The organism is Streptomyces sp. DS1-CR2, from assembly GCF_055760475.1.
Window position 1 is genome coordinate 1,490,532 of the sequence record NZ_CM147085.1, and the last position, 20,257, is coordinate 1,510,788.

Below are 20,257 nucleotides of genomic sequence, written 5' to 3' on the forward strand. Positions count from 1 at the left end.
ATACTCACTAACACTGGCGTACGTCGGCCGCAAGGCGTCGACCGACCCTGGAAGGGCGGCGCCCCGGTCGGCGCCGACGCCCACGGCTGGGACTCGGTCGCGCCGAGCCCCCTCGCCTTCGACGACAGGCACCCCGCCCCGGCCGAGCTCACCGTGGAGCGGATCCGCGAGATCGTCGGCCAGTTCGCCGACGGCGCCCGCCGCGCCCTGGACGCGGGCTTCGACGTCGCCGAGATCCACGGCGCGCACGGCTATCTGATCGGCCAGTTCCTCTCGCCGCACTCCAACGTCCGCACGGACGAGTACGGCGGCTCCTTCGACAACCGGTGCGTTTCGCCCTCGAGGTCGTCGACGCGGTCCGCGAGGTGTGGCCGCAGGACAAGCCGCTCTTCTTCCGTATCTCCGCCACCGACTGGCTGGAGGAGAACGGCTGGACGCCCGACGAGACCGTGCGCCTGGCCACCCTCCTCAAGGAGCACGGCGTCGATCTGCTCGACGTCTCGACCGGCGGCAACGCGTCCGGCGTCCGCATCCCGGTCGGACCCGGTTACCAGGTCCCCTTCGCCGCGCGCGTGAAGGCCGAGACGGAGCTGGCCGTGGCCGCCGTCGGCCTCATCACCGACGTGGAGCAGTCCGAGAAGATCCTCGCCAACGGCGAGGCCGACGCCGTCCTGCTCGGCCGTGAACTGCTGCGCAGCCCGTCGTGGGCGCGCTCGGCGGCGCGCGAGCTGGGCGGGGACGTGCACGTGCCGGACCAGTACCACCGCTCGGTCTGAGCCCCAGCGGTACGGTCCGATCCCCCGGCGGTACGGCGGTCGGTCAGGCGCCCGGGCGGTCAGCCCTTGTCCTGCTCGCCGTACCGCTTCTCGAACTTGGCGACCTGCCCCTCGGCGTCGACCACCCGCGCCTTGCCCGTGTAGAAGGGGTGCGACTCGGAGGAGATCTCCACGTCGACGACGGGGTAGGTCTCGCCGTCGTCCCACTCGATCGTCTCGTCGCTGGAGGCCGTCGAGCGGGTCAGAAAGGCATAGCCCGCCGACCGGTCGCGGAACACCACGGGGCCGTAGCCGGGCTGTTTGTCCTGCTGCATCGTGTCTCCTTCAGCGCGCGGTTTCAGCGCACCGGCTCGTCGGCAGCCGGTACGGGCCTCTCCAGCCTCACCCGGAAGCGGCCGCTCCGCGACTCCGTCGGCCACCCGTCCGCAAGAGCACGCCCGCCTACAGGAGCACGGCCGTGAGGTCGGGGCCCGGCCCGTCCGCGTACGCGTCGTCGTCGAACGGATACAGCGGCCGCTCGACCCGGTGGTGCCCCAGGCGCAGGAGGTCCTGGTCGACGCCGCCCGGGGTGAGGGCGAGCAGCCAGTCGGCGGCCATGTCGTGGAGTTCGGGCTCCAGATAGCCGATCTTCACGACGACCAGGTCGTACGTGCGCGGGTCGACGCCGAGGCCGCCCTCGGCGGGGCCCATGAAGTCTACGAGCGTGTGGAACGGCTTGCGGCGCTCCACGAGGACGACGGTGAGTCCGCCGACGCGCACGGCCGCCATGTCGACGCCGCGGTCGTAGGCGCCGCCCTCGGCCCGGTCCTTCTGCTCGGTGGCGCGCTGCAACGCCGTGACAGTACCGGTGAGTTCGTACGGTCCGCCGTGGCCGGCGTCGACCTTGCCACCGACGCTCAGCGTCACCTCGGAGCCCACTCCCGCCTCGAAGCAGCGGGCCACGGCGACCGGGTCGGTGATGCCCGGGTGCACGGCCGTGACCTCGCCCGTGCGGATGGCGTCGTTGGCGAGGAGCTTGCCCAGCATGTACGCGAGGTCGCCGGCGCCGCCCGCGGTCGGATTGTCGCCGGAGTCGCTGATGAGGAAGGGGCGCTTGTCGGAGGCCACCGCCCTCTCGATGCACTCCTCGGCGCTGCCGGTGGGGCCGACGAAGACGAAGTCCCTGCGGGCGTCCCAGTAGCGCCGGGCGAGCTTCTCCGCCTCCGCGGCGGCGAGTTCGGCGTCGTCGCCGGTGACGACGATGGCGGCCTTGCAGCGCGGCTCGTCCGCCCAGGCGTAGCCGACCCACATCGCCGCGTCGAGGATGCCTTGAAGCTTCTCCATCTCGGCGAGCGAGGCGTACAGGGACCTGGCGGGTTCGAGGCGGGTGCTGGTCTTCTCGCCGGGCAGCAGGACGGGCACCTGGACCCAGGCGCGGTGCGGGCGTGTGCCGTCGCGCAGGCAGCGTACGAGATTGCGGGCGGCGCGCTCGCGGGTGTCCCACGCGTCCTCGTGCGGGGCGAGGCGGTGGGCCGTGAGCAGGTCGCAGGGGTGGGCGAAGCGGCGCGACACATTGCCGTGCAGGTCCATCGCGGCGGACAGCAGGGGGCGGGTGCCGTGCGCGTCGAGCGCGGCGCGCACCGCGTCCGTGAGGTCGCCCTCGGCGTCGGTGAGGCCGATGACGCTCATGGCGCCGTGGATGTCGTAGACCATGCCGTCGAGGGGGCCCGCCTCGCGTATGCGGGTGACGAGTTCGTCCTTGAGGACCAGGTACGACTCCGCCTCGACCGGGCCGCCGGGGAGCGAGGTCGCGTGCAGCAGCGGCACCCACTCGACCACGTCGGCGAGGTCGGAGTCGGGCCTGGTCCAGGTGTAGCGGTCGAGGAGTTCCTGGCCGCGGGTCTGCCGGAAGTCGTCCTTGGTGGAGCGGTGCGGGCAGAACGTGGAGGACTCGATGCCGATGCCGCCGATGCCGATGCGCAGGCGGCGTGCGGGGGCCGTGCTGGTCATGCTGAGGCGCTCTCTTCCTGGGGGACGGGTGCGGTGGGGAGGTTGTGGCGCAGGGCGGTGAGTCCCGCGCCGAGCAGTCCTGCGTCGCGGCCCGTGACCGTCGTGGTGATCTCCAGGTCCGACGTCGCGAGCGGCAGGCAGCGCTCGTACAGGACTCCGCGCACGGCGGCGACCAGGGGCTCGGCGGCGGCGAGCGCGCCGCCGAGGGCCACGGCCTGCGGGTTGAAGAAGTTCACAACCACGGACAGGACCGTGCCGATGTGCCGGCCCGCGGTGCGGACCAGCGTGGTGGCCTGCGGGTCGCCGTCGGCGACGAGCTGGAGGAGCTCGGTGGTGGAGGCCACCTCGACGCCCTGCCCGGCGAGTTCACGGATGAGCGCGGCGCCGCTGGCGACCGTCTCCAGGCAGCCGATGTTGCCGCAGCTGCACGGGCGGTCCTGCGCGGCCTCCACACGTACGTGGCTGATGTCGCCGGCGCAGCCGTTGGCCCCGTCGTGCGGACGGCCCGCCGAGATGATGCCGCTGCCGATGCCGCGGCCCGCCTTCACCACCACCATGTGGTCGAGGTCGGGGCGGGCGGCGCGGTGCTCGCCGACGGCCATCATCGTGGCGTCGTTCTCCACGATGACGGGCAGGCCGAGGCGTTCGGCGAGGACGTCGCGCAGCGGGTAGCGGTGCCAGCCGGGCATACGGGACGGGCTCAGGACTCGGCCCTCGCCCGGCTTGACCGGGCCGGGGAAGCCGACGCCGAGCGCGCGCACGGTGCGGCCCGCCTCACGCTGGCGCGCGGCGAGTTCGGCGACCTGGCCGCAGAGCCAGTCGACGGCCGACTCCGGCCCCACGGTGATGTCGTGCGGCAGGTCGACGGCGTCGAGGACGGTCCCGTCGAGGCCGATCACGCCGAGCCGCGCGTGATGGCTGCCGAGGTCGGCGGCGAGCGCGACGCCGCCCTGGGCCCGCACGCGCAGCAGGCGGGGGCGCCGCCCGCCACGGGAGGCTCCCTCTCCGGACTCGGTGAGCACGCCCGCCGCTACGAGTTCCTGCACGCGCAGCGAGACGGTGGAGGGGGCGAGGCCCAGCTCCCGTACGAGATCGGCCCGGGAGGTGGCGGCGCCGGAGGAGACCAGGTGCAGGATGTGCTGCGCCGACCCCGGTTCACCCTGCGATGTGTCGGACATACGCCCTCTTCGTTGCTTGGTTGCTTGCTTCAGCGCGCTGGTTCGTTCGGCGGGCTCGTTCGCCTGGTTAGTTCGATGAGTTTCTTCGATTGCAACTCGAACCCTAGGCGGAACCGAACCAAGTTCGCCATACCTCCAGGCCGAAGAACTATTTGCCGAATGAAGCTATTGACTTGGTTTTGCCGACCGGCCTAGCGTTCGGGCGCCGCCCCGTCGCACTCCGGTACGGGGCGGCGCCCGTCCCCTTGGAGGCCCTCCGGCATGCGCTCATTCAGGTCAACGGCGGCCGCCGTCCTCGTCCTCGCGGCGGCGCTCACCGGCTGCACGCACGAGGGCGGCAGCATCGCCATGGGGCCGACCGGCGGCACCCCCGTGGAGGGCGGCACGGCCACGATGGCCCTGCCTCCCGCGGCCACGCCGAACTGGATCTTCCCGATCGGCGCGCCCGGCTACGGGGCCTCGTACAACTACGCCATCCAGACCCTGCTGTTCATGCCGGTCTACGACGCCGTGCAGCTCAAGGGCGAGCTGACCACGCACGGCCCGAGCACGCTCGGTCTCGAACCGAAGTACAGCGACGGCAACAAGACGGTGACCGTGCCGCTGCGCGAGGGCGTGAAGTGGTCCGACGGGAAGCCCGTCACCTCCCGCGACCTCGAGTTCTGGTTCAACCTCGTCAAGGCCGACAAGGCGGACTGGGGCAGCTATTCGGTCGGCACGATGCCGGACAACGTGAAGCGGTTCGAGGTCGTCGACGACCACACGGTGCGACTGCACCTCGACCGGGCGTACAACCCTGACTGGTTCACGGCCAACCAGCTCACGCTGATGCGGGCCTTGCCCCAGCACGCCTGGGACGCCACGACCGACGGCGGCAGGGTCGGCGACCACGACCGCACCACCAAGGGCGCCAAGGCCGTCTTCGCCCGGCTCACGCGGCACGCCAAGAGCCTCGGCTCGTACGGCAGCGACCCGCTCTGGACGACGGTCAACGGCCCCTGGAAGCTGGCAGGTTGGCGGGACAGCGGTCAGGTGACCATCGTCCCGAACGAGAAGTTCACCGGCCCCGACTCCGAGCGGCCGCACCTGGACAAGGTCGTCTTCAAGCCCTTCACCACCGCCGACTCGGAGTACAACGTGCTGCGCTCCGGCGGCGTCGACTACGGATACATACCGCCGTCCGTCATGGCGCAGAAGGCGAAGTTCGAGGACAAGGGGTACCGCGTCGATCCGTGGGAGGGCTGGGCGGCGACGTACATCGTCTACAACTTCAACTCCACCCACGCCGGGCCCCTGATGAGCCGGCTGTACATCCGGCAGGCGATGCAGCACCTCGTCGACCAGAAGGCGATGAGCGACGTCATCTGGCAGGGCAGCGCCACACCGACGCTCGGCCCGGTGCCGGTGACACCGAAGAGCCAGTACCTGTCCCCCGCCATGGCGAAGAACCGGTACCCGTTCTCCGTGCGCACGGCGCGCGAGCTGCTCGCCGCGCACGGCTGGAAGACGCGCGACGGCATCGCGCGCTGCGCACGCCCCGGCACCGGCGACGACGAGTGCGGCGCCGGCGTCAAGGAGAACGCTCCGCTGGAGATGACCCTGCTCTCGCAGTCGGGCTCCACCGAGACGACGAACATGATGCAGGAGCTGAAGTCGTCGCTCAGCCGGGCGGGCATCGATCTGACCGTGCGTCAGCAGCCCCTGAACTCCGTGCTCGGCAACTCCGTGCCGTGCACCGCCAAGGCTCCGGGCTGCGACTGGGACATGTCGTTCTTCGGTACGGCCGGCAGCTGGTACTACCCGCTCAACCCGAGCGGCGAGCAGCTCTTCTCCACGGGCGCCTCAGCCAACTTCGGCAACTACAGCGACAGAAAGGCCGACCGGATCATCCGGGCCGTGCAGTACTCGCCGGACATGAAGGCCGTCCACCAGTACGGCGAGTACCTCGCCGGGCAGCTGCCGGTGATGTGGATGCCGAACCCCGCGTACCAGGTGTCGGTGATCCGCAACGACCTGCGGGGCATCCAGCAGAACCCGACGGTCACGTTCGCGCCCCAGCACTGGTACTTCGTCAAGAACGACAAGCAGCACACGAACGACACGAACAACCAGCACGCCAAGAAGGGAGCCGCGAAGTGACCGGCTTTCTGGTCAAGCGCTTCCTGCAGGCCCTCGTCGTCCTGTTCCTGGTCTCGGTGATCGTCTTCACCCTCCTGCACCTGCTGCCGGGCGGCCCGGCCCGCGCCATCCTGGGCCCGAAGGGCACCCCGCAGCAGATCGAGCACTTCAACCACCAGCAGGGCTACGACCGTTCACTGCCGATGCAGTACGTGATGTATCTGAAGCGGCTGTTCACCGGCGACCTCGGCGACTCGTACAAGCTCAACTCGCCGGTCTTCGACCTGCTCAAGCAGCGCCTGCCCAAGACGCTGCTCCTGACGGTCCTGTCCACGGTCCTCGCCGTCGTCATCGCCGTCCCGCTGGGCCTGCTCCAGGCCGTGCGGCGCGGCAAGGCCTCGGACTACGCGCTCACGGGGCTCGCCTTCCTGCTGTACGCGACGCCCGTCTTCTTCCTCGGCCTCATCATGATCATCCTGTTCGCGCAGGTCATGCCGATCTTCCCGGCTGAGGCACCGCAGGGTGAGACGATCGGTCAACTCCTGGGCGACTTCACAGGGTTGATCCTGCCGGTCGTGACGATGGCCTTCGGCATCGTGGCGATGTTCAGCCGCTACATGCGCTCCGCCGTGCTCGACAACCTCACCGAGGAATACGTCCGCACGGCCATGGCGAAGGGCCAGTCCAGCCGGCGGATCATGGTCAGGCACGTCCTGCGCAACGCCCTGATCCCGCTCGCGACCCTGCTCGGGCTCTACCTCCCGACCCTGTTCAGCGGCGCTCTCGTCGTCGAGTCGATGTTCAACTACCCGGGCATGGGGCTGCTGTTCTGGAACGCGGCCCAGGGCTCCGACTTCCCGGTCCTCCTCGGCGTGACCCTCGTCGTCGGCATCGCCACGGTCCTCGGCTCGCTGCTCACCGACATCCTGTACGCCGTCCTCGACCCCCGGATCCGGAGCGTGGCATGAGTACGTCCGCCGTCCTTCCCGTCCAGCCGGGCCAGGAGGAAGCCGCGCAGGCCACCCCCTCCCTCGCCCGCCGCACCCTGCGCGTCTTCACCGGCAACAAGCTGGCCCTGACGGGCGTCGTGGTCCTGGTCCTGCTGCTGGCCTTCTGCTACCTGGGCCCACTCGTCCACCCGACCGAGCAGATCCACACGGATCTCGCGCAGGCGAACCTCTCCCCCGGCACCGCCGGACACCTCCTCGGCACCACCGACCTCGGGTACGACCTGCTCGGCCGGCTCATGGTCGCCGGGCGGACCTCGCTCGAAATCGGCCTGACGGCAGGCCTGTTGGCGACGCTGTTCGGCACCGTGTACGGGGCGGTCGCCGGGTACTTCGGCGGCTGGGTCGACGCCGCGATGATGCGGGTCACCGACGCGGCGCTCGCCATCCCCGCGATGTTCCTGCTCGTCGTGGTCGCCGCGATCATCACACCCAGCAAGGGCGTCCTCATCCTGATCATCGCCGGGGTCGCCTGGCTCTCCCCCGCCCGCCTGGTGCGCGGCGAGGCACTGTCGCTGCGCAACCGGGAGTACGTCCAGGCCATGCGGATGATGGGCGGCGGCGGCATACGGGCCGTGTTCAGGCACATCGTGCCGAACGCGATCGGCACGGTCATCGTGAACTGCACGTTCCAGATCGCCGACGCCATCCTCTACGTCAGTTATCTCGCGTTCCTCGGGCTCAGCATCCCGCCGCCGTCGGCCGACTGGGGCTCGATGCTGTCCGCCGGCATCACCTATACGCAGAACGGCTACTGGTGGCTGATCTTCCCGCCGGGCATCGCGATCGTGCTGGTCGTCGCCGCGTTCAACTTCATCGGCGACGGGCTGCGTGACGCGTTCGAAGTACGGCTGCGGAAGTAAGGGACCGAGGCATTGAGGAAGACAGACATGACCGAGCCCCTGCTCAGGATCGACGACCTGCGCGTCGACATCGCCACCCGCGACCGCACCGTCCACGCCCTCGACGGCATCTCCCTCGACCTGGCCGCCGGTGAGGCGCTCGGCGTCGTCGGCGAGTCCGGCTGCGGCAAGACGATGACGGCGCTCAGCGTCCTCGGACTGCTGCCGCCCGGCGGCCGGATCACCGGCGGGCGTGTCCTGTTCGACGGAGCGGACCTGGCCGCCGCGCCCGCCCCCGTTCTCCAGGGCGTACGCGGCAACACCGTCGGCATGGTCTTCCAGGACCCGCTGACCTCGCTCAACCCGACCATGGCGATCGGCCGGCAGGTCGCCGAGCCGCTCCTCCTGCACCGCGGCGTCTCCCGCAAGGAGGCCTGGGCACGGGCCGAGGAGACCCTCCGGCTCGTCGGCATGCCGCAGCCCGCCGAGCGCATGAAGGCGTATCCGCACCAGCTGTCGGGCGGCATGCGCCAGCGCGTCGCCATCGCGATGGCGCTGGTCTGCGAGCCGAAGCTGCTCATCGCCGACGAGCCGACGACCGCGCTCGACGTGACGACCCAGCACCAGATCCTGGAGCTGATCGACGACCTGCGCGGGCGGCTCGGCATGGCGATGATCCTCGTCACGCACGACCTCGGCGTCATCGCGAACCGCGTGGACCGCGTCGCCGTCATGTACGCCGGAAAAGTGGCCGAACAGGCCGACGTACGCGACCTGTTCGCCCGCCCGCGCCACCGCTACACGGAGGCCTTGTTCGCGGCGCTGCCGGAGCGGGCGGGCGACGGCGGCGGTACCGAACTGCACACGATCCCCGGGCTGCCGCCGAACCTGACGGTGCGTCCGGAGGGCTGCCGGTTCGCGCCGCGCTGCCTGTTCGCCACGGACGAGTGCCGCGCCCAGGAGCCGCCGCTCGCCGACGACGAACTACGGGGAGCGGAGCACCGGTTCGCCTGCTTCCACCCCGTGCCCGACGCGTCCGAGGAGGGCGAGACGGCCGGCGTCATCGCCCCCGCCGCCATCCCCGCACAGTCGGCCCCGGGCGCGCCGCTTCTCGAACTCGACACTCTCGTCAAGGAGTTCCCGCTCAAGGGCGGCCCGTTCTCGCGCAGCCGCGGCACGGTCAGTGCGGTGGGCGGGGTGTCGCTGACCATCCGTAAGGGCGAGACGTTCGGCATGGTCGGCGAGTCCGGGTGCGGCAAGACGACGCTCGGCCGGATCGTCGCGGGCCTGGAGGACCCGACGGCCGGTTCGGTGCGCTTCGGCGGCGAGGACCTCGCGGGCCTCACGCGGGCGGGGCGCCGGGCGCACCGCCGCCGGATCCAGCTCATGTTCCAGGACTCGACCGCGGCCATGGACCCGCGGATGCGGGTCGGCGAGATCCTGCGCGAACCCCTCGTCATCCAGGGCGTCGGCAGCCGCGCCGAGCAGGAGGCGCAGATCGACGGGCTCCTCGACGCCGTGGGGCTGCCGCGGGGCGCCGTCCACCGCTATCCGCACGAGTTCTCCGGAGGCCAGCGCCAACGCCTGGGCCTGGCACGGGCGTTGACGCTGTCGCCCGATCTGGTGGTCGCGGACGAGCCGGTGTCCGCGCTCGACGTGTCCGTGCAGGCGCAGATCCTCAACCTGATGCGGGAGCTCCAGCGCGAGCGCGGCCTGACGTATCTGTTCATCTCGCACGACCTCGCGGTGGTGCGCTATCTCGCCGACACCGTGGGCGTGATGTACCTCGGCAAGCTCGTCGAGACCGGTCCCGCGGAGGAGGTGTACGCGCGGCCGCTGCATCCGTACACGCGGGGTCTGCTCGACACCGTCAACGTGCCCGATCCGTCGGCCGCCGCCGGTTCCGGGGCTCCTCTTACAGGTGAGACGCCGTCCGCTGCGAAGCCTCCGTCGGGGTGCCGGTTCCGCACCCGCTGCCCGCTCGCGCAGGACGTCTGCGCCGAGGTCGAGCCGCCGGTCGCGGCGCCGCGCGGAGCCGGCCACCAGGTGGCCTGTCACTTTCCACTGCCGGCGCCGGAGGAAGCGGCCGCCCAGCCGGTGTGACCTGCGACGATGCCGGCTCTGGGGGTGACTGTCAGTGGTCGGGTGCAGACTGGGCCGTACCTGAGACAAAGGCGTCTGCGGAGGTGTCCGGCATGACTGAAGTGCTACTGACGGTTGGCACGCGCAAGGGGCTTTTCATCGGCCGCAAGCGGGGCGGCGGCGCGTGGGAGTTCGACGAAGGTCCGTACTTCAATTCGCAGGCCGTGTACTCGGTGGCGATCGACACGCGGGGCGATGTCCCGCGGCTGCTTGCGGGCGGGGACAGTGCGCACTTCGGCCCGTCGGTCTTCCACTCCGACGACCTGGGCCGTTCGTGGACCGAGCCGTCGCACCCCGCCGTCAAGTTCCCGAAGGACACGGGGGCCTCGCTGGAGCGCGTGTGGCAACTGCATCCGGCCGCCGCCGAGCGGGACGTGGTGTACGCGGGCACCGAGCCGGCAGCGCTCTACCGCTCCGAGGACCGGGGCGAGACGTTCGATCTCGTGCGTCCGCTGTGGGAGCACCCGACGCGGTCGAAGTGGGTGCCCGGCGGCGGCGGTGAGGGCCTGCACACGGTGGTCACCGATCCGCGTGACGCGAACGCGGTGACGGTCGCGGTGTCCACGGCCGGGGTGTTCCGCACGCGAGACGGCGGACAGAGCTGGGAGCCCGCCAACTCCGGGGTCTCCGCGGTCTTCCTGCCGGATCCGAACCCCGAGTTCGGCCAGTGCGTCCACAAGGTCACGCAGGACGCGGCCGACCCGGACCGCCTCTACCTCCAGAACCACTGGGGGGTCTACCGCAGCGACGACGGCGGCTCCCGGTGGAACGACATCGGGGCGGGCCTCCCCTCGACGTTCGGCTTCGCCGCCGCCGCGCATCCGCACCGCGGGGACACGGCGTACGTGTTCCCGATCAACGCCGACTCGGACCGCGTGCCCGCCGACAGGCACTGCCGCGTCTTCCGTACCGAGGACGCGGGCAGGTCCTGGGAGCCGCTGACGGCGGGGCTCCCTCAGGGCGATCACTACGGGACGGTGCTGCGCGACGCGATGTGCACGGACGACTCCGACCCGGCGGGCGTGTACTTCGGCAATCGCAACGGCGAGGTGTACGCGTCGGCCGACGACGGTGACAGCTGGCGGCAGTTGGCCTCCCATCTGCCGGACGTGCTGTGCGTGCGGGCGGCCGTGGTCGGTTGATCGGCCCGACCGTCACGGCAGTAGGGTGACGCCCGTGGCACCACGACCCTTGCACGAAATCGTAGAAGCCGGCTGGGCGAAGGCCCTTGAACCCGTCGCGGATCAGATCACCGCGATGGGCGAGTTCCTGCGCGCGGAGATCGCGGCGGGACGCACGTACCTCCCGGCCGGGGCGAACGTGCTGCGCGCGTTCCAGCAGCCGTTCGACGAGGTGCGGGTCCTGATCGTCGGCCAGGACCCCTATCCGACGCCGGGACATGCCGTCGGGCTGTCGTTCTCGGTCGCGCCCGAGGTGCGGCCGCTGCCCGGCAGCCTCCTCAACATCTATCGCGAGCTGAACACGGACCTGGGCCTGCCCCAGCCGTCGAACGGCGACCTGACGCCCTGGACGCAGCAGGGAGTGCTCCTGTTGAACAGGGCGCTCACCACGGCCCCGCGCCGCCCCGCCGCACACCGCGGCAAGGGCTGGGAGGAGGTGACGGAGCAGGCGATCAGGGCGCTGGCCGCGCGCGGCCGCCCGCTCGTGTCCGTCCTGTGGGGCCGAGACGCCCGCAATCTGCGCCCGCTCCTCGGCGACCTGCCGTCCGTGGAGTCCGCGCATCCCTCCCCCATGTCGGCGGACCGCGGTTTCTTCGGCTCGCGCCCGTTCAGCCGGGCCAACGACCTGCTGGCGCGGCAGGGCGGACAGCCGGTGGACTGGCGGCTGCCGTGACCCGCGGGCCCGCCGCTGCCGGGCCGGGCGACGGAGGGAACTGTCCCGCGGGCCCCGAGTGGGTCCTCGGCGTCGATTCCGGTGGCTCCGGTCTGCGCGTGGCGCTCGCCGCCGCCGGGGACCTCACACGTCCCGAGACGACGGTGTCCCGCGAGCCCGTGCGGACCGGTGCGGCGGGCATCGACGCCGGGCATCTGCTCGCACAGACGGTTCCGATGGCCCGGGAGCTGCTCGCCCGCGTCGGCGACCGCGGCCGGGGCGTCCCGCGGGTGAGCGCGGTCGCCGTCGGCGCGGCCGGCATGGCCACGCTCGGCGACGGACTGCGGGCCGGGCTCCCGGACGCGCTCGCGGCCGAACTGGGCGTACGGCGGCTCGCGTTGGCCGCGGACGGTGTCACCGCGTACGCGGGCGCGCTCGGCCAGCGGCCCGGCGCGGTCGTCGCCGCGGGCACCGGCATGATCGCGCTCGGCACGGACCTCGGCACCTGGCGCAGGGCCGACGGCTGGGGGCATCTCCTCGGCGACTGCGGGGGCGGCGCGTGGATCGGCCGTGCGGGCCTGGACGCCGCGATGCGGGCGTACGACGGACGGCGCGGGGGCTCCGCCGCGCTGCTCGCCCTGGCAAAGGAGCGGTTCGGCCCGGTGGCCGGGCTGCCCGCACGGATCTATCCGCGTACGGACCGTCCCGCCGTCCTTGCCTCCTTCGCGCCGGACGTGGCCCGCGCCGCGCTCGACGACTCCGTCGCCGCCGGAATCCTGCGTGAGGCGGCAGCCCATATCGCCGAGGCGGCGGCCGCGGTGTGCCCTGCGGGCGACGGCAGTGAAGTGGCGTTCACGGGCGGCCTGTTCAAGATGGGCGAGCCGCTGCTCGCCCCGCTCCGTGCCGAGCTCGCGGAGCAACTCCCGTACGCCGAAGCCGTGTCGGCGACCAACGACCCCCTGCACGGTGCGCTGGTGATCGCCGCCGCGCTCGCGCTCGACGGCCTGCTCCTGCCGTGCGACGGCCGCCTCCTCCACGTCCCCCGGAAGGACGCCGGCCACTGAGGGCGGCCCTGGCACCCCCTCTGACCTGGACAGTTGAGCCATTCGTCACCGAAAGGATAAATCCGGACGGATACCGCTCAGCTGCCCCCTCCCCGAACAAGGGAGACCCGCGAGCCAGTAGCATGCGGCGGCATGAGCTCCCCCACTGGGCCTGCATCCGGCCTGCCTGTACGAATGCCGCGACCCCGTCAGCCCGGTCGGCACCGCCGCCCGGAACCCGTGGCCGCCCCCGAGGGCGCACCCGCACTCGTCCTCGCGGTGCCCGGCACGCCCAGCAGCACCTCTCGCAGCCTCGCCGAAGAGGTCGTGAGCATCGCCCGCTCCGAGCTGCCGGGCCTCGACGCCCGCATCGGATACCTCGACGGTGACGACTCGGAGGCCGCCGAGGCCTCGGCCTTCGCCGAGTTCCCCTCGCTGCGGGCCGTGCTGTCGCGCGCCGCGAAGGAGCGCACCGCCCGTTTCGAGCAGGCCCGTGCCGCGGGCGCCGACGTCGCGGAGCCCGACGGACCGGTCGCCGTGGTCGTGCCCCTGCTCGCGGGCCCGGACAGCGCGCTCACGCGCCGTATCCGGCAGGCCGTGATCGACAGCCGTACGGCCGCCGAGCTGACGGATGTCCTCGGCCCGCACCCGCTGCTCGCGGAGGCGCTGCACGTGCGTCTGTCGGAGGCGGGCCTGGCCCGTGCCGACCGCGCCCGGCTGTTCACGGTGGCGACCGCCGCCGACGGCATCATCCTCGCCTCGGTCGGCGGCGACGAGGCCGTCCAGGCGGCCGGGATCACCGGCATGCTCCTGGCCGCGCGCCTCGCGGTGCCGGTCATGGCGGCCGCGCTCGACGAGGAGGGCGCCATCGCGGCGACCGCCGAGCAGCTGCGCGGCTCGGGCTCGCAGCAGCTGGCGCTCGCGCCGTACCTGATCGGTCCGGAGATAGACGCCAGCCTCCTCCAGGCGGCGGCGAACGAGGCGGGCTGCGCGTCCGCCGAGTCGCTGGGCGCCTACCCGGCGATCGGCAAGCTGGCCCTGTCGAAGTACGCGACGGCGTTGGGCATCGCCCCGCAGCAGCCGCAGGGCGCGCCGGTCCTCTAGGGGACCAGGCACGTACACAGGCACCGGAGACGGGCCCGAAGCCCCATGGGGTCGGGCCCGTCTCCGTATCCGGCCGGGAACGGTCTCAGCCGAAGATCACGCAGGACGCGGCGGGCACCTCGATGGAGCCGCCGCGGCGCGGGAGGCCGGTCTCGCGGTCCACGGAGAACCAGGTCACGTCGCCGGACCGCTCGTTCGCCGCGTACAGGAAGCGGCCCGAGGGGTGCAGGGCCAGGCCGCGTGGCCAGTCGCCGCCGCAGGACACGGTGGCGCGCAGCGTGGGGCGGTCGCCGGTGGCGTCGAGGGCGAGGACGGAGATGACGTTCGCGCCGCGTGTGGCGGTCCACAGGAAGCGCCCGTCGGGCGCCACGACGACCTCGGACGGGAAGGCGTCGCCGTGCGCGTCCGGCAGCACGGAGGTCTCGCCGAGCGGCTGCAGGGCGCCCTCGGCGGCGTCCCACTGGCAGACGGTGACGGTCGGCGTGAGCTCGTTCAGGATGTACGCGCGGTCGCCGCGCGGGTGGAACGCGAGGTGCCGAGGTCCTGAGCCGGGCCGCAGCGCGACCTCGCGGTGGACGTCCAGGCTTGTGCCCTTCATCGAGCAGACGCGTACGGAGTCGGTACCGAGGTCCACACTGACGGCCCAGCGGCCACTGGGGTCCGGCACCACCTGGTGGGTGTGCGGGCCCTGCTGGCGCTTGGGATGCGTGCCCGAACCCTCGTGGCGCAGCACGTCGACGGAGTCGCCGTCGAGAGTGCCGTCGGCGCGCAGCCGTACCGAAGTAACGCTGCCGGAGCCGTAGTTGGCGGTGAGTACATGGCCGTCGTACAGGGCGAGGTGGGTGGGGCCCGAGCCGCGAACGGGGACGCCGCGCCCGGCGAGTTCCGGCTTGCCGTCCCCCGTACGGAACGCCGCCACGAACCCCTCGGCGGTCTCGCTCACCGCGTAGAGGAAGTCGCGCGCGGGCGAGAGCGCGAGGTACGAGGGGTCGGGGAGCGTGTCGACGGCGCTGAGCACGGTGAGTGAGCCGCTGTCCATGTGGACGGACGCGGTGACGATCCCGGAGCCTCCCGCGGCGGTGAAGGATCCGATGTACGCCCGTCCGCCCTGCCTGTCGCCCACGCGAATCCCCTTGCGCCGGATGCACGGTGAGCCCGGTGCTCGCCGTTCGTGCGGCCGACGGTAGCAGCGGGTCCAGGGCCTTTCGATTGGATCAGGCCGGATCCGGGAGCGGGGTCAGCCGGATCCGGGAGCGGGGCATGGGGGTCCCGTGCTCTGGCGAAGCCGAGAGCTCGGGGGAGTCGGCGACTGACGACAACGCCACGGACGGGCGGGGCCCTAGACCAAGAACTCGCCGGAAGCTCTGGCGAGCGCCTCGGGATGCTGCACGTACGCCGGCGTGCGCTCCGTGGTGTCGTACGTGCGGTGGAAGACGGGGGTCGCCGAGCCGGAGATCGGCGGCACGATCCAGGACCAGTCGGCGCCCGCGGTGCGGCCTTTGCGCTCCTCGCGGTCGAGGTGGGTGAGGAAGCGCCTGGACTCGGTGTGATGGTCCGTGACGGTGACGCCGGCGCGGTCGAAGGAGTACAGGACGGCGCGGTTCAGCTCGACGAGGGCGCGGTCCTTCCACAGGGACCGGTCGCTGGTGGTGTCGAGGCCGAGGCGTTCCGCGATGCGCGGCAGGAGGTCGTAGCGGTCGGTGTCGGCGAGGTTGCGGGCGCCTATCTCGGTACCCATGTACCAGCCGTTGAAGGGCGCGGCCTGGTAGCAGACCCCGCCGATCTCCAGGCACATCGTGGACAGGGCCGGCACGGCGTGCCAGCGCAGGCGCAGCCCGGCCCACCAGTCGTGGTCCTCGTGCTCGATGGGCACTTCGAGGACCGCGTCGGGCGGCAGGTCGAAGCAGCGTGGCTTGTCGTCGGTGCCCTGGACGATCAGGGGCAGTACATCGAAGGGGGTGCCGTCGCCGCCGCGCCAGCCGAGGCGCCGGGCGAGCGCGGTGAGGCCTTCATTGCGCGGGTCGCCGACGACGCGGCCGTCACGCTGGACGTACCCCGCGTACCGGATGAGCTGTTCGTTCCAGATGCGGGGCCCGGGGCGGTCGGGCGCGTCGGGTGCGAAGACGGTGATCAGAGGACGGATGCGGCCGCCCTGCGATGCCTCGCGCAGATGGTCGGTGCAGGCGGCTGCGATGTCCTCGGCGGCGGTGAGGTGGCGGCGGTCGCGGACGTGCAGGGAGTTCCAGTAGAGGCGGCCGATGCAGCGGTTGGCGTTCCGCCAGGCGACGCGGGCCCCGAAGGTGAGCTCGCGCTCGGTGTGGCGATACGTTCCTGTGTCCGCGATCTCGGCGTATGCCTCCGCGAGGCGGGCGGCCGGGTCACCGAGCCTCTCCTCGGCGTGGTGGGCGCGGATGAAGCCGGAGGCCGCGGGCCAGAGCTCTGGGGTGCGGGGGGCTGGGTTACGGAGGTCCGGGCCGCGGGAGTCGGGGCTGCGGGAGTCGGCGCTGCGGGGGTGGCCGATGCCGGCGGCGGGGGCGGGGGCGGAAGAGTGATGGCGGGCGGCACCTTCCGGGCAGTCCCAGGGCGCGGCCCCATCCCAAGGCACGGCTCGATCCCAGACCGTGGCTCCGTCCCTGGCCTCGGCTCGGTCCAGCCATCCGGCGGGCCCGTCGGTTCGCTGCGGTGTATCGGGCATGGCGCACTCCCAGGGGGTCCCCGGCCGCGGACCCTCCCGCGGGCCGCGCACTCCGTGCGTCCACATGATGCCGCTGCGTCACCCACCCGGGGGCCGATCCGTCGTCTACGTGAACAGGCGAACCCGCTCCGGAATGTGCCGGACCGTCCACCTCACGAGGCGTTGCCGCAGGTGGGACGAGTGACGCAGGGCCGCGGCCGTACGCGCGACCGGGCTCCGAGGAGAGGGGAGCGCACAGGGCAGTACTGGGGCGTGAATTGCGTGGCGCGCGCCCCTCGGGAGGGCCTGCGCCGCGACGGCTCAGGCGCTGACCGGAACGCGGTTGGATCCGCGCAGGGGAACGGCGAGTTCGAGCAGGGCCTGCTCCAGGGCGTGGAGATGCGCCAGCACGGGTTCGCCCTCGACGAGCTGCGGCAGCGACGCGGATTCGATCTGGCGACGCGCCCCGCCTGCCAGCGTATCCGTGAGCGCCTCGACGGCTGTCTCCACGCGCCAGCAGGCCGCGGCGAGCCGCGCGTCGTGCGAGGCCTCCGGGTCGGCGACGACGGAGGCGAGCCCGCGCACCTCGCGCGCACAGTCGTCGAGCAGCGCGAGTACGTGCCGGGCCCGGCCCATCCGGGCCCGCATCGGGCTGAACGGATGCACCAGCGGCGCGAGCGAGAGCCGCACCCTGCCGAGGATCGACTCCAGCTCGGCCACACGCCGGGCCGGGTCGGCCGTCGGTGAACCCGCCAGCCGGGCGGCGGCCTCGGCGGTGCAGGCGTGCACGCAGCGCAAGGCACGTTCGACCCACGCGTCGGTGACGGAGTGCGTGGTCACCGGCAGCACGAGCATCACCGCGAGCACGGCGCCGAGCGCCCCGACGGCGGTCTCGCCGACCCGCAGGGCCAGCAGCGCCGGGTCGAGCACGCCGAGCAGCCCGTACAGCATGCTCGCCATGACGGTGACGGCGAGCATCATCCACGTGTACGAGACAGCGGCGGTGTAGAAGATCCCGAACACGCTGAGGGCGACGATCACGGCGGCCACGACGGGCTGGTCGTGCAGCGGCACGGCTACGGCGAAGCCGAGGACGATGCCCAGCACCGTGCCCAGGAACCGCCGGAACCCGCGCACCACGGTCTCCCCGCGGGAGGTGGTGTTCACGAACACCCACCACGTGGCGCCCACGGCCCAGTACCACCGCTGGTCGGACAGCACCTGACCGGCGGCGAGCGCGAAGCCGGCGCCCACCGTCGCCTGCACGGCCTGCCGCGTCGTGATGCGTGCGAGCCGGCTCCCGCCGGTGGGCGCCGCTATCGCCGCGGGCGCCGGCAGGCGGCGCTCGTAACACCACAGGCCGAACCGCACGACCGAGGCGGCGGTGAGCGAGAGGAGTACGGCGGCGTACAGCTCGGGGAGCTGGTCCGGCACGGTGTGCAGGAACTGCGCGGCGAAGAAGGTCATGAACGCGAACACGCCGAGGGAGTGCCCGCGCGGCCCCCACCGCCGCGCGTACACCCCCACCCCTACAACAGTGAGGAACAATGCGTCCCGCGCGACAGGCACGTCATGCACCACGGCCGCGAGCGCAAGTACGGGCAACCCCACGACCGGCAGCAGCGCCGTCGTCACCGCCTGCTCACGTACCGTCGCATCCGTCACCGTGAACAGAGCGAGAAGCGCAGTCAGTCCCCCCGCGATGGCCGGCACCAGCGAGTGCCCGACCACGCCGCACAGCGTCACCGCGAGCCCGATCCCCAGCACGGCCCGGCTCGCGAAACGCAGCCGCATCCGACCCGGATCCGCCGCCACGAACACCCTCTTCAGCAATGTGCCCCGCCCCTTCCGTCGGCCGCCGTACGCGCACACGACAATGGCGCCGCGGAGACCCTTTAAGGACAGCAGCGCCATTGACGCACCTATCTCAGCATCTGTACGACTGTTGGTTCAACAGAGCTCAAACTCCCTATACCAATGGCCCAACACGATCACATATCACTCGGCCACAGCAGTACCAACGGACCACCCCCCGGGCATCTGGACACGCACAGCAGCGAACCCCACCGACCACCTACGTGGTCAGCACAGCTTCTGCTGCCGAACTCATGCTTCCGAACCCTGAACTGGATCTTGGCCTTGACCTCGCCCGCTCGACGGCACCCCCGCGGCCTGGAACGCGATCACGGACGTTCCCGGCGTCGAGGTCGGACACGTCACCCTGATCGAGGGCGAAGGTGTCCGCACCGGCGTCACCGCCCTGCTGCCGAGGGGCCGCGACGGGGTCGGCGCGCCCTGCGCGGCCGGCTGGTACTCGCTCAACGGCAACGGCAAGATGACCGGCACCACCTGGATCGAGGAATCCGGCGGCTTCCACCTGCCCGTCTCACTCAGCAACACCCACGCGGTCGGCGCGATCCACACCGGCGTGGACCAGTGGGTCGCCGAGCACCACCCGCGGCTCGCCGCGCAGTGGATGCTGCCCGTGGTCGCCGAGACGTGGGACGGTTACCTCAACGACATAAACGGCCGCCACGTCCGCCCCGAGCACTCCGGGGAGAGCCAGGTCCCGGTGTCCGTACGGAAGCGGAGTCGTAGCCAGTTGGGGAGGTTGACCATGTCTTCGTTCTCGACTCTGCGTCCCGCCACGTGCGAGGTGAGCCGGTTGTAGCAGCCGGCTGCGTACGTGCCCGGATAGTGGACGGCGTCGGCGGCGCACTCCGGTGCCACTCCGCGGGTCGCGAAATAGCCGTTGCCGAGGGTGCACAGCGACTCACGCAGCCTCTCCTGGGCGGGATCGTAGCCCTCGTACTCCAGTGTCCAGTCCCCCATCGTCAGCCCTCCCCCATCAGTTCGCCCAGGTCGTCGACCACCAAATCTGCGCCGTGCTTCAGCAGCGCGCCCCGGGTGTCGGGGGTGCGAGCCCGGTCCACCCCCACGACCAGGCCGAAGCCGCCGCGCCGTCCGGCCTCGACTCCGGCCAGTGCGTCCTCGACGACGGCGGCTTGTCGGGCGGGGACGCCCAGTCGGCGTGCCGCCTCCTGGAAGAGCGCGGGATCGGGTTTCCCCGGCAGAGCAAGACGTCCTGCCTCCGCTCCGTCCACCAGGACGTCGAAGAGGTCACGCACGCCCGCGCGCTCGAGGAGTTCCCCGGCGTGCCGGGAGGCCGACGCGGCGGCCAGCACTTCCTTATGGGCGGCGACGGCCTGGATCTCCGTACCGGACGGGCGGAGCCCCCGGGCGCGGAGGAACGCGGCGGCTCCGTCGAGGCGTGATCTGCCGTCCACGTACCGCAGATAGTCGTCGCGCATGTCGAAGGGCGGTTGTCCCCGCGGGTCCCGGGCGTGCAGGAAGCTGTCGAAGGCCGTCTTCCACGCGGCGGCGTGCACCCGGGCGGAGTCCGTGACGACACCGTCGGTGTCGAAGACCACGGCTGCCGTACCCCGCAACGCGCGGGGCACGGCTGCCGTTCCGCTCCGTTCACCACTCATCGTTCGCCGGCCATCGAATTGGCGTCGTGCTACGCGTCGCGTCCGTCATGGCGGTGAACT

The 20,257-nt window shown here is 71.9% G+C and carries 15 protein-coding genes and 3 pseudogenes; 10 read left to right on the forward strand and 8 right to left on the reverse strand.

Annotated elements, in window-relative coordinates; genetic code table 11:
* Positions 1–33 precede the first annotated feature (33 nt).
* Positions 34–776 (forward strand): annotated as a pseudogene (locus tag ACY0PA_RS07475) (oxidoreductase); the annotation flags it as partial.
* 59 nt (positions 777–835) lie between these two features.
* Here ACY0PA_RS07475 and ACY0PA_RS07480 read toward each other — a convergent pair.
* From ACY0PA_RS07480 to ACY0PA_RS07490, 3 genes are all read right to left on the reverse strand, one after another.
* Positions 836–1,090: a type B 50S ribosomal protein L31 gene (locus ACY0PA_RS07480; protein ID WP_100598819.1), complete on the reverse strand. Its 255-nt coding sequence runs from the start codon at positions 1,088–1,090 to the stop codon at positions 836–838.
* A 127-nt stretch (positions 1,091–1,217) separates the two neighbouring features.
* Positions 1,218–2,765, reverse strand: coding sequence for a M81 family metallopeptidase (locus ACY0PA_RS07485; protein ID WP_473083925.1), 1,548 nt, complete (start codon positions 2,763–2,765; stop codon positions 1,218–1,220).
* On the reverse strand, positions 2,762–3,943 hold the full coding sequence (locus ACY0PA_RS07490; protein WP_473083926.1) for an ROK family protein: 1,182 nt from the start codon (positions 3,941–3,943) through the stop codon (positions 2,762–2,764). The genes ACY0PA_RS07485 and ACY0PA_RS07490 overlap by 4 nt, the downstream gene beginning before the upstream one ends.
* A gap of 261 nt (positions 3,944–4,204) precedes the next feature.
* Between ACY0PA_RS07490 and ACY0PA_RS07495 the strand changes: the two genes are divergently transcribed.
* The 8 genes from ACY0PA_RS07495 (at position 4,205) to ACY0PA_RS07530 (ending at position 14,032) form a co-directional block, all read left to right on the forward strand.
* Positions 4,205–6,082: a peptide ABC transporter substrate-binding protein gene (locus ACY0PA_RS07495; protein ID WP_473083927.1), complete on the forward strand. Its 1,878-nt coding sequence runs from the start codon at positions 4,205–4,207 to the stop codon at positions 6,080–6,082.
* Positions 6,079–7,029: an ABC transporter permease gene (locus tag ACY0PA_RS07500; RefSeq protein WP_326777093.1), complete on the forward strand. Its 951-nt coding sequence runs from the start codon at positions 6,079–6,081 to the stop codon at positions 7,027–7,029. The genes ACY0PA_RS07495 and ACY0PA_RS07500 overlap by 4 nt, the downstream gene beginning before the upstream one ends.
* Positions 7,026–7,931, forward strand: a complete 906-nt coding sequence (locus ACY0PA_RS07505) for an ABC transporter permease (RefSeq protein WP_473083928.1) — start codon at positions 7,026–7,028, stop codon at positions 7,929–7,931. The genes ACY0PA_RS07500 and ACY0PA_RS07505 overlap by 4 nt, the downstream gene beginning before the upstream one ends.
* A gap of 27 nt (positions 7,932–7,958) precedes the next feature.
* Positions 7,959–10,013 carry an ABC transporter ATP-binding protein gene (locus tag ACY0PA_RS07510; RefSeq protein ID WP_473083929.1) on the forward strand — a complete coding sequence of 685 codons (2,055 nt, stop codon included), beginning with the start codon at positions 7,959–7,961 and terminating at the stop codon, positions 10,011–10,013.
* 92 nt (positions 10,014–10,105) lie between these two features.
* Positions 10,106–11,194, forward strand: coding sequence for a WD40/YVTN/BNR-like repeat-containing protein (locus tag ACY0PA_RS07515; RefSeq protein WP_473083930.1), 1,089 nt, complete (start codon positions 10,106–10,108; stop codon positions 11,192–11,194).
* A 34-nt stretch (positions 11,195–11,228) separates the two neighbouring features.
* Entirely contained in the window at positions 11,229–11,906 is a 678-nt protein-coding gene (locus tag ACY0PA_RS07520; protein ID WP_473083931.1) for a uracil-DNA glycosylase, read from the forward strand.
* Positions 11,903–12,949, forward strand: a complete 1,047-nt coding sequence (locus tag ACY0PA_RS07525) for an N-acetylglucosamine kinase (protein ID WP_473083932.1) — start codon at positions 11,903–11,905, stop codon at positions 12,947–12,949. The genes ACY0PA_RS07520 and ACY0PA_RS07525 overlap by 4 nt, the downstream gene beginning before the upstream one ends.
* A gap of 132 nt (positions 12,950–13,081) precedes the next feature.
* Positions 13,082–14,032, forward strand: a complete 951-nt coding sequence (locus ACY0PA_RS07530; protein ID WP_383095392.1) for a sirohydrochlorin chelatase — start codon at positions 13,082–13,084, stop codon at positions 14,030–14,032.
* A gap of 85 nt (positions 14,033–14,117) precedes the next feature.
* Here the strand turns inward: ACY0PA_RS07530 and ACY0PA_RS07535 are convergent, their stop codons facing one another.
* The 3 genes from ACY0PA_RS07535 to ACY0PA_RS07545 form a co-directional block, all read right to left on the reverse strand.
* Positions 14,118–15,161, reverse strand: a complete 1,044-nt coding sequence (locus tag ACY0PA_RS07535; protein WP_473086261.1) for a lactonase family protein — start codon at positions 15,159–15,161, stop codon at positions 14,118–14,120.
* Positions 15,162–15,371: 210 nt separating this feature from the next.
* Positions 15,372–16,727, reverse strand: a complete 1,356-nt coding sequence (locus ACY0PA_RS07540; RefSeq protein WP_473083933.1) for a nitric oxide synthase oxygenase — start codon at positions 16,725–16,727, stop codon at positions 15,372–15,374.
* A gap of 300 nt (positions 16,728–17,027) precedes the next feature.
* The gene (locus ACY0PA_RS07545; RefSeq protein ID WP_473083934.1) at positions 17,028–18,539 is read right to left on the reverse strand and encodes an FUSC family protein; all 1,512 of its coding nucleotides are present in this window, start codon (positions 18,537–18,539) and stop codon (positions 17,028–17,030) included.
* Between the two features lie 391 nt (positions 18,540–18,930).
* Between ACY0PA_RS07545 and ACY0PA_RS07550 the strand changes: the two are divergent.
* Positions 18,931–19,200 (forward strand): annotated as a pseudogene (locus ACY0PA_RS07550) (P1 family peptidase); the annotation flags it as partial.
* Between the two features lie 56 nt (positions 19,201–19,256).
* On the opposite strand, the pseudogene ACY0PA_RS07555 reads toward ACY0PA_RS07550, so the two are convergent.
* Together ACY0PA_RS07555 and ACY0PA_RS07560 are read right to left on the reverse strand one after the other, a co-directional pair.
* Positions 19,257–19,538 (reverse strand): annotated as a pseudogene (locus tag ACY0PA_RS07555) (glycoside hydrolase family 65 protein); the annotation flags it as partial.
* A 2-nt stretch (positions 19,539–19,540) separates the two neighbouring features.
* Entirely contained in the window at positions 19,541–20,197 is a 657-nt protein-coding gene (locus tag ACY0PA_RS07560; RefSeq protein ID WP_473083935.1) for an HAD family hydrolase, read from the reverse strand.
* Positions 20,198–20,257 lie beyond the last annotated feature (60 nt).

Excerpts from the sequence above, each read along its gene's own strand:
- ACY0PA_RS07490 (WP_473083926.1), bottom strand. The coding sequence starts at position 3,943 with ATGTCCGACACATCGCAGGGTGAACCGGGGTCGGCGCAGCACATCCTG.
- ACY0PA_RS07505 (WP_473083928.1), top strand. The coding sequence starts at position 7,026 with ATGAGTACGTCCGCCGTCCTTCCCGTCCAGCCGGGCCAGGAGGAAGCC.
- ACY0PA_RS07540 (WP_473083933.1), bottom strand. The coding sequence starts at position 16,727 with ATGCCCGATACACCGCAGCGAACCGACGGGCCCGCCGGATGGCTGGAC.
- ACY0PA_RS07530 (WP_383095392.1), top strand. The coding sequence starts at position 13,082 with ATGAGCTCCCCCACTGGGCCTGCATCCGGCCTGCCTGTACGAATGCCG.
- ACY0PA_RS07485 (WP_473083925.1), bottom strand. The coding sequence starts at position 2,765 with ATGACCAGCACGGCCCCCGCACGCCGCCTGCGCATCGGCATCGGCGGC.
- ACY0PA_RS07480 (WP_100598819.1), bottom strand. The coding sequence starts at position 1,090 with ATGCAGCAGGACAAACAGCCCGGCTACGGCCCCGTGGTGTTCCGCGAC.
- ACY0PA_RS07515 (WP_473083930.1), top strand. The coding sequence starts at position 10,106 with ATGACTGAAGTGCTACTGACGGTTGGCACGCGCAAGGGGCTTTTCATC.
- ACY0PA_RS07495 (WP_473083927.1), top strand. The coding sequence starts at position 4,205 with ATGCGCTCATTCAGGTCAACGGCGGCCGCCGTCCTCGTCCTCGCGGCG.
- ACY0PA_RS07510 (WP_473083929.1), top strand. The coding sequence starts at position 7,959 with ATGACCGAGCCCCTGCTCAGGATCGACGACCTGCGCGTCGACATCGCC.
- ACY0PA_RS07560 (WP_473083935.1), bottom strand. The coding sequence starts at position 20,197 with ATGAGTGGTGAACGGAGCGGAACGGCAGCCGTGCCCCGCGCGTTGCGG.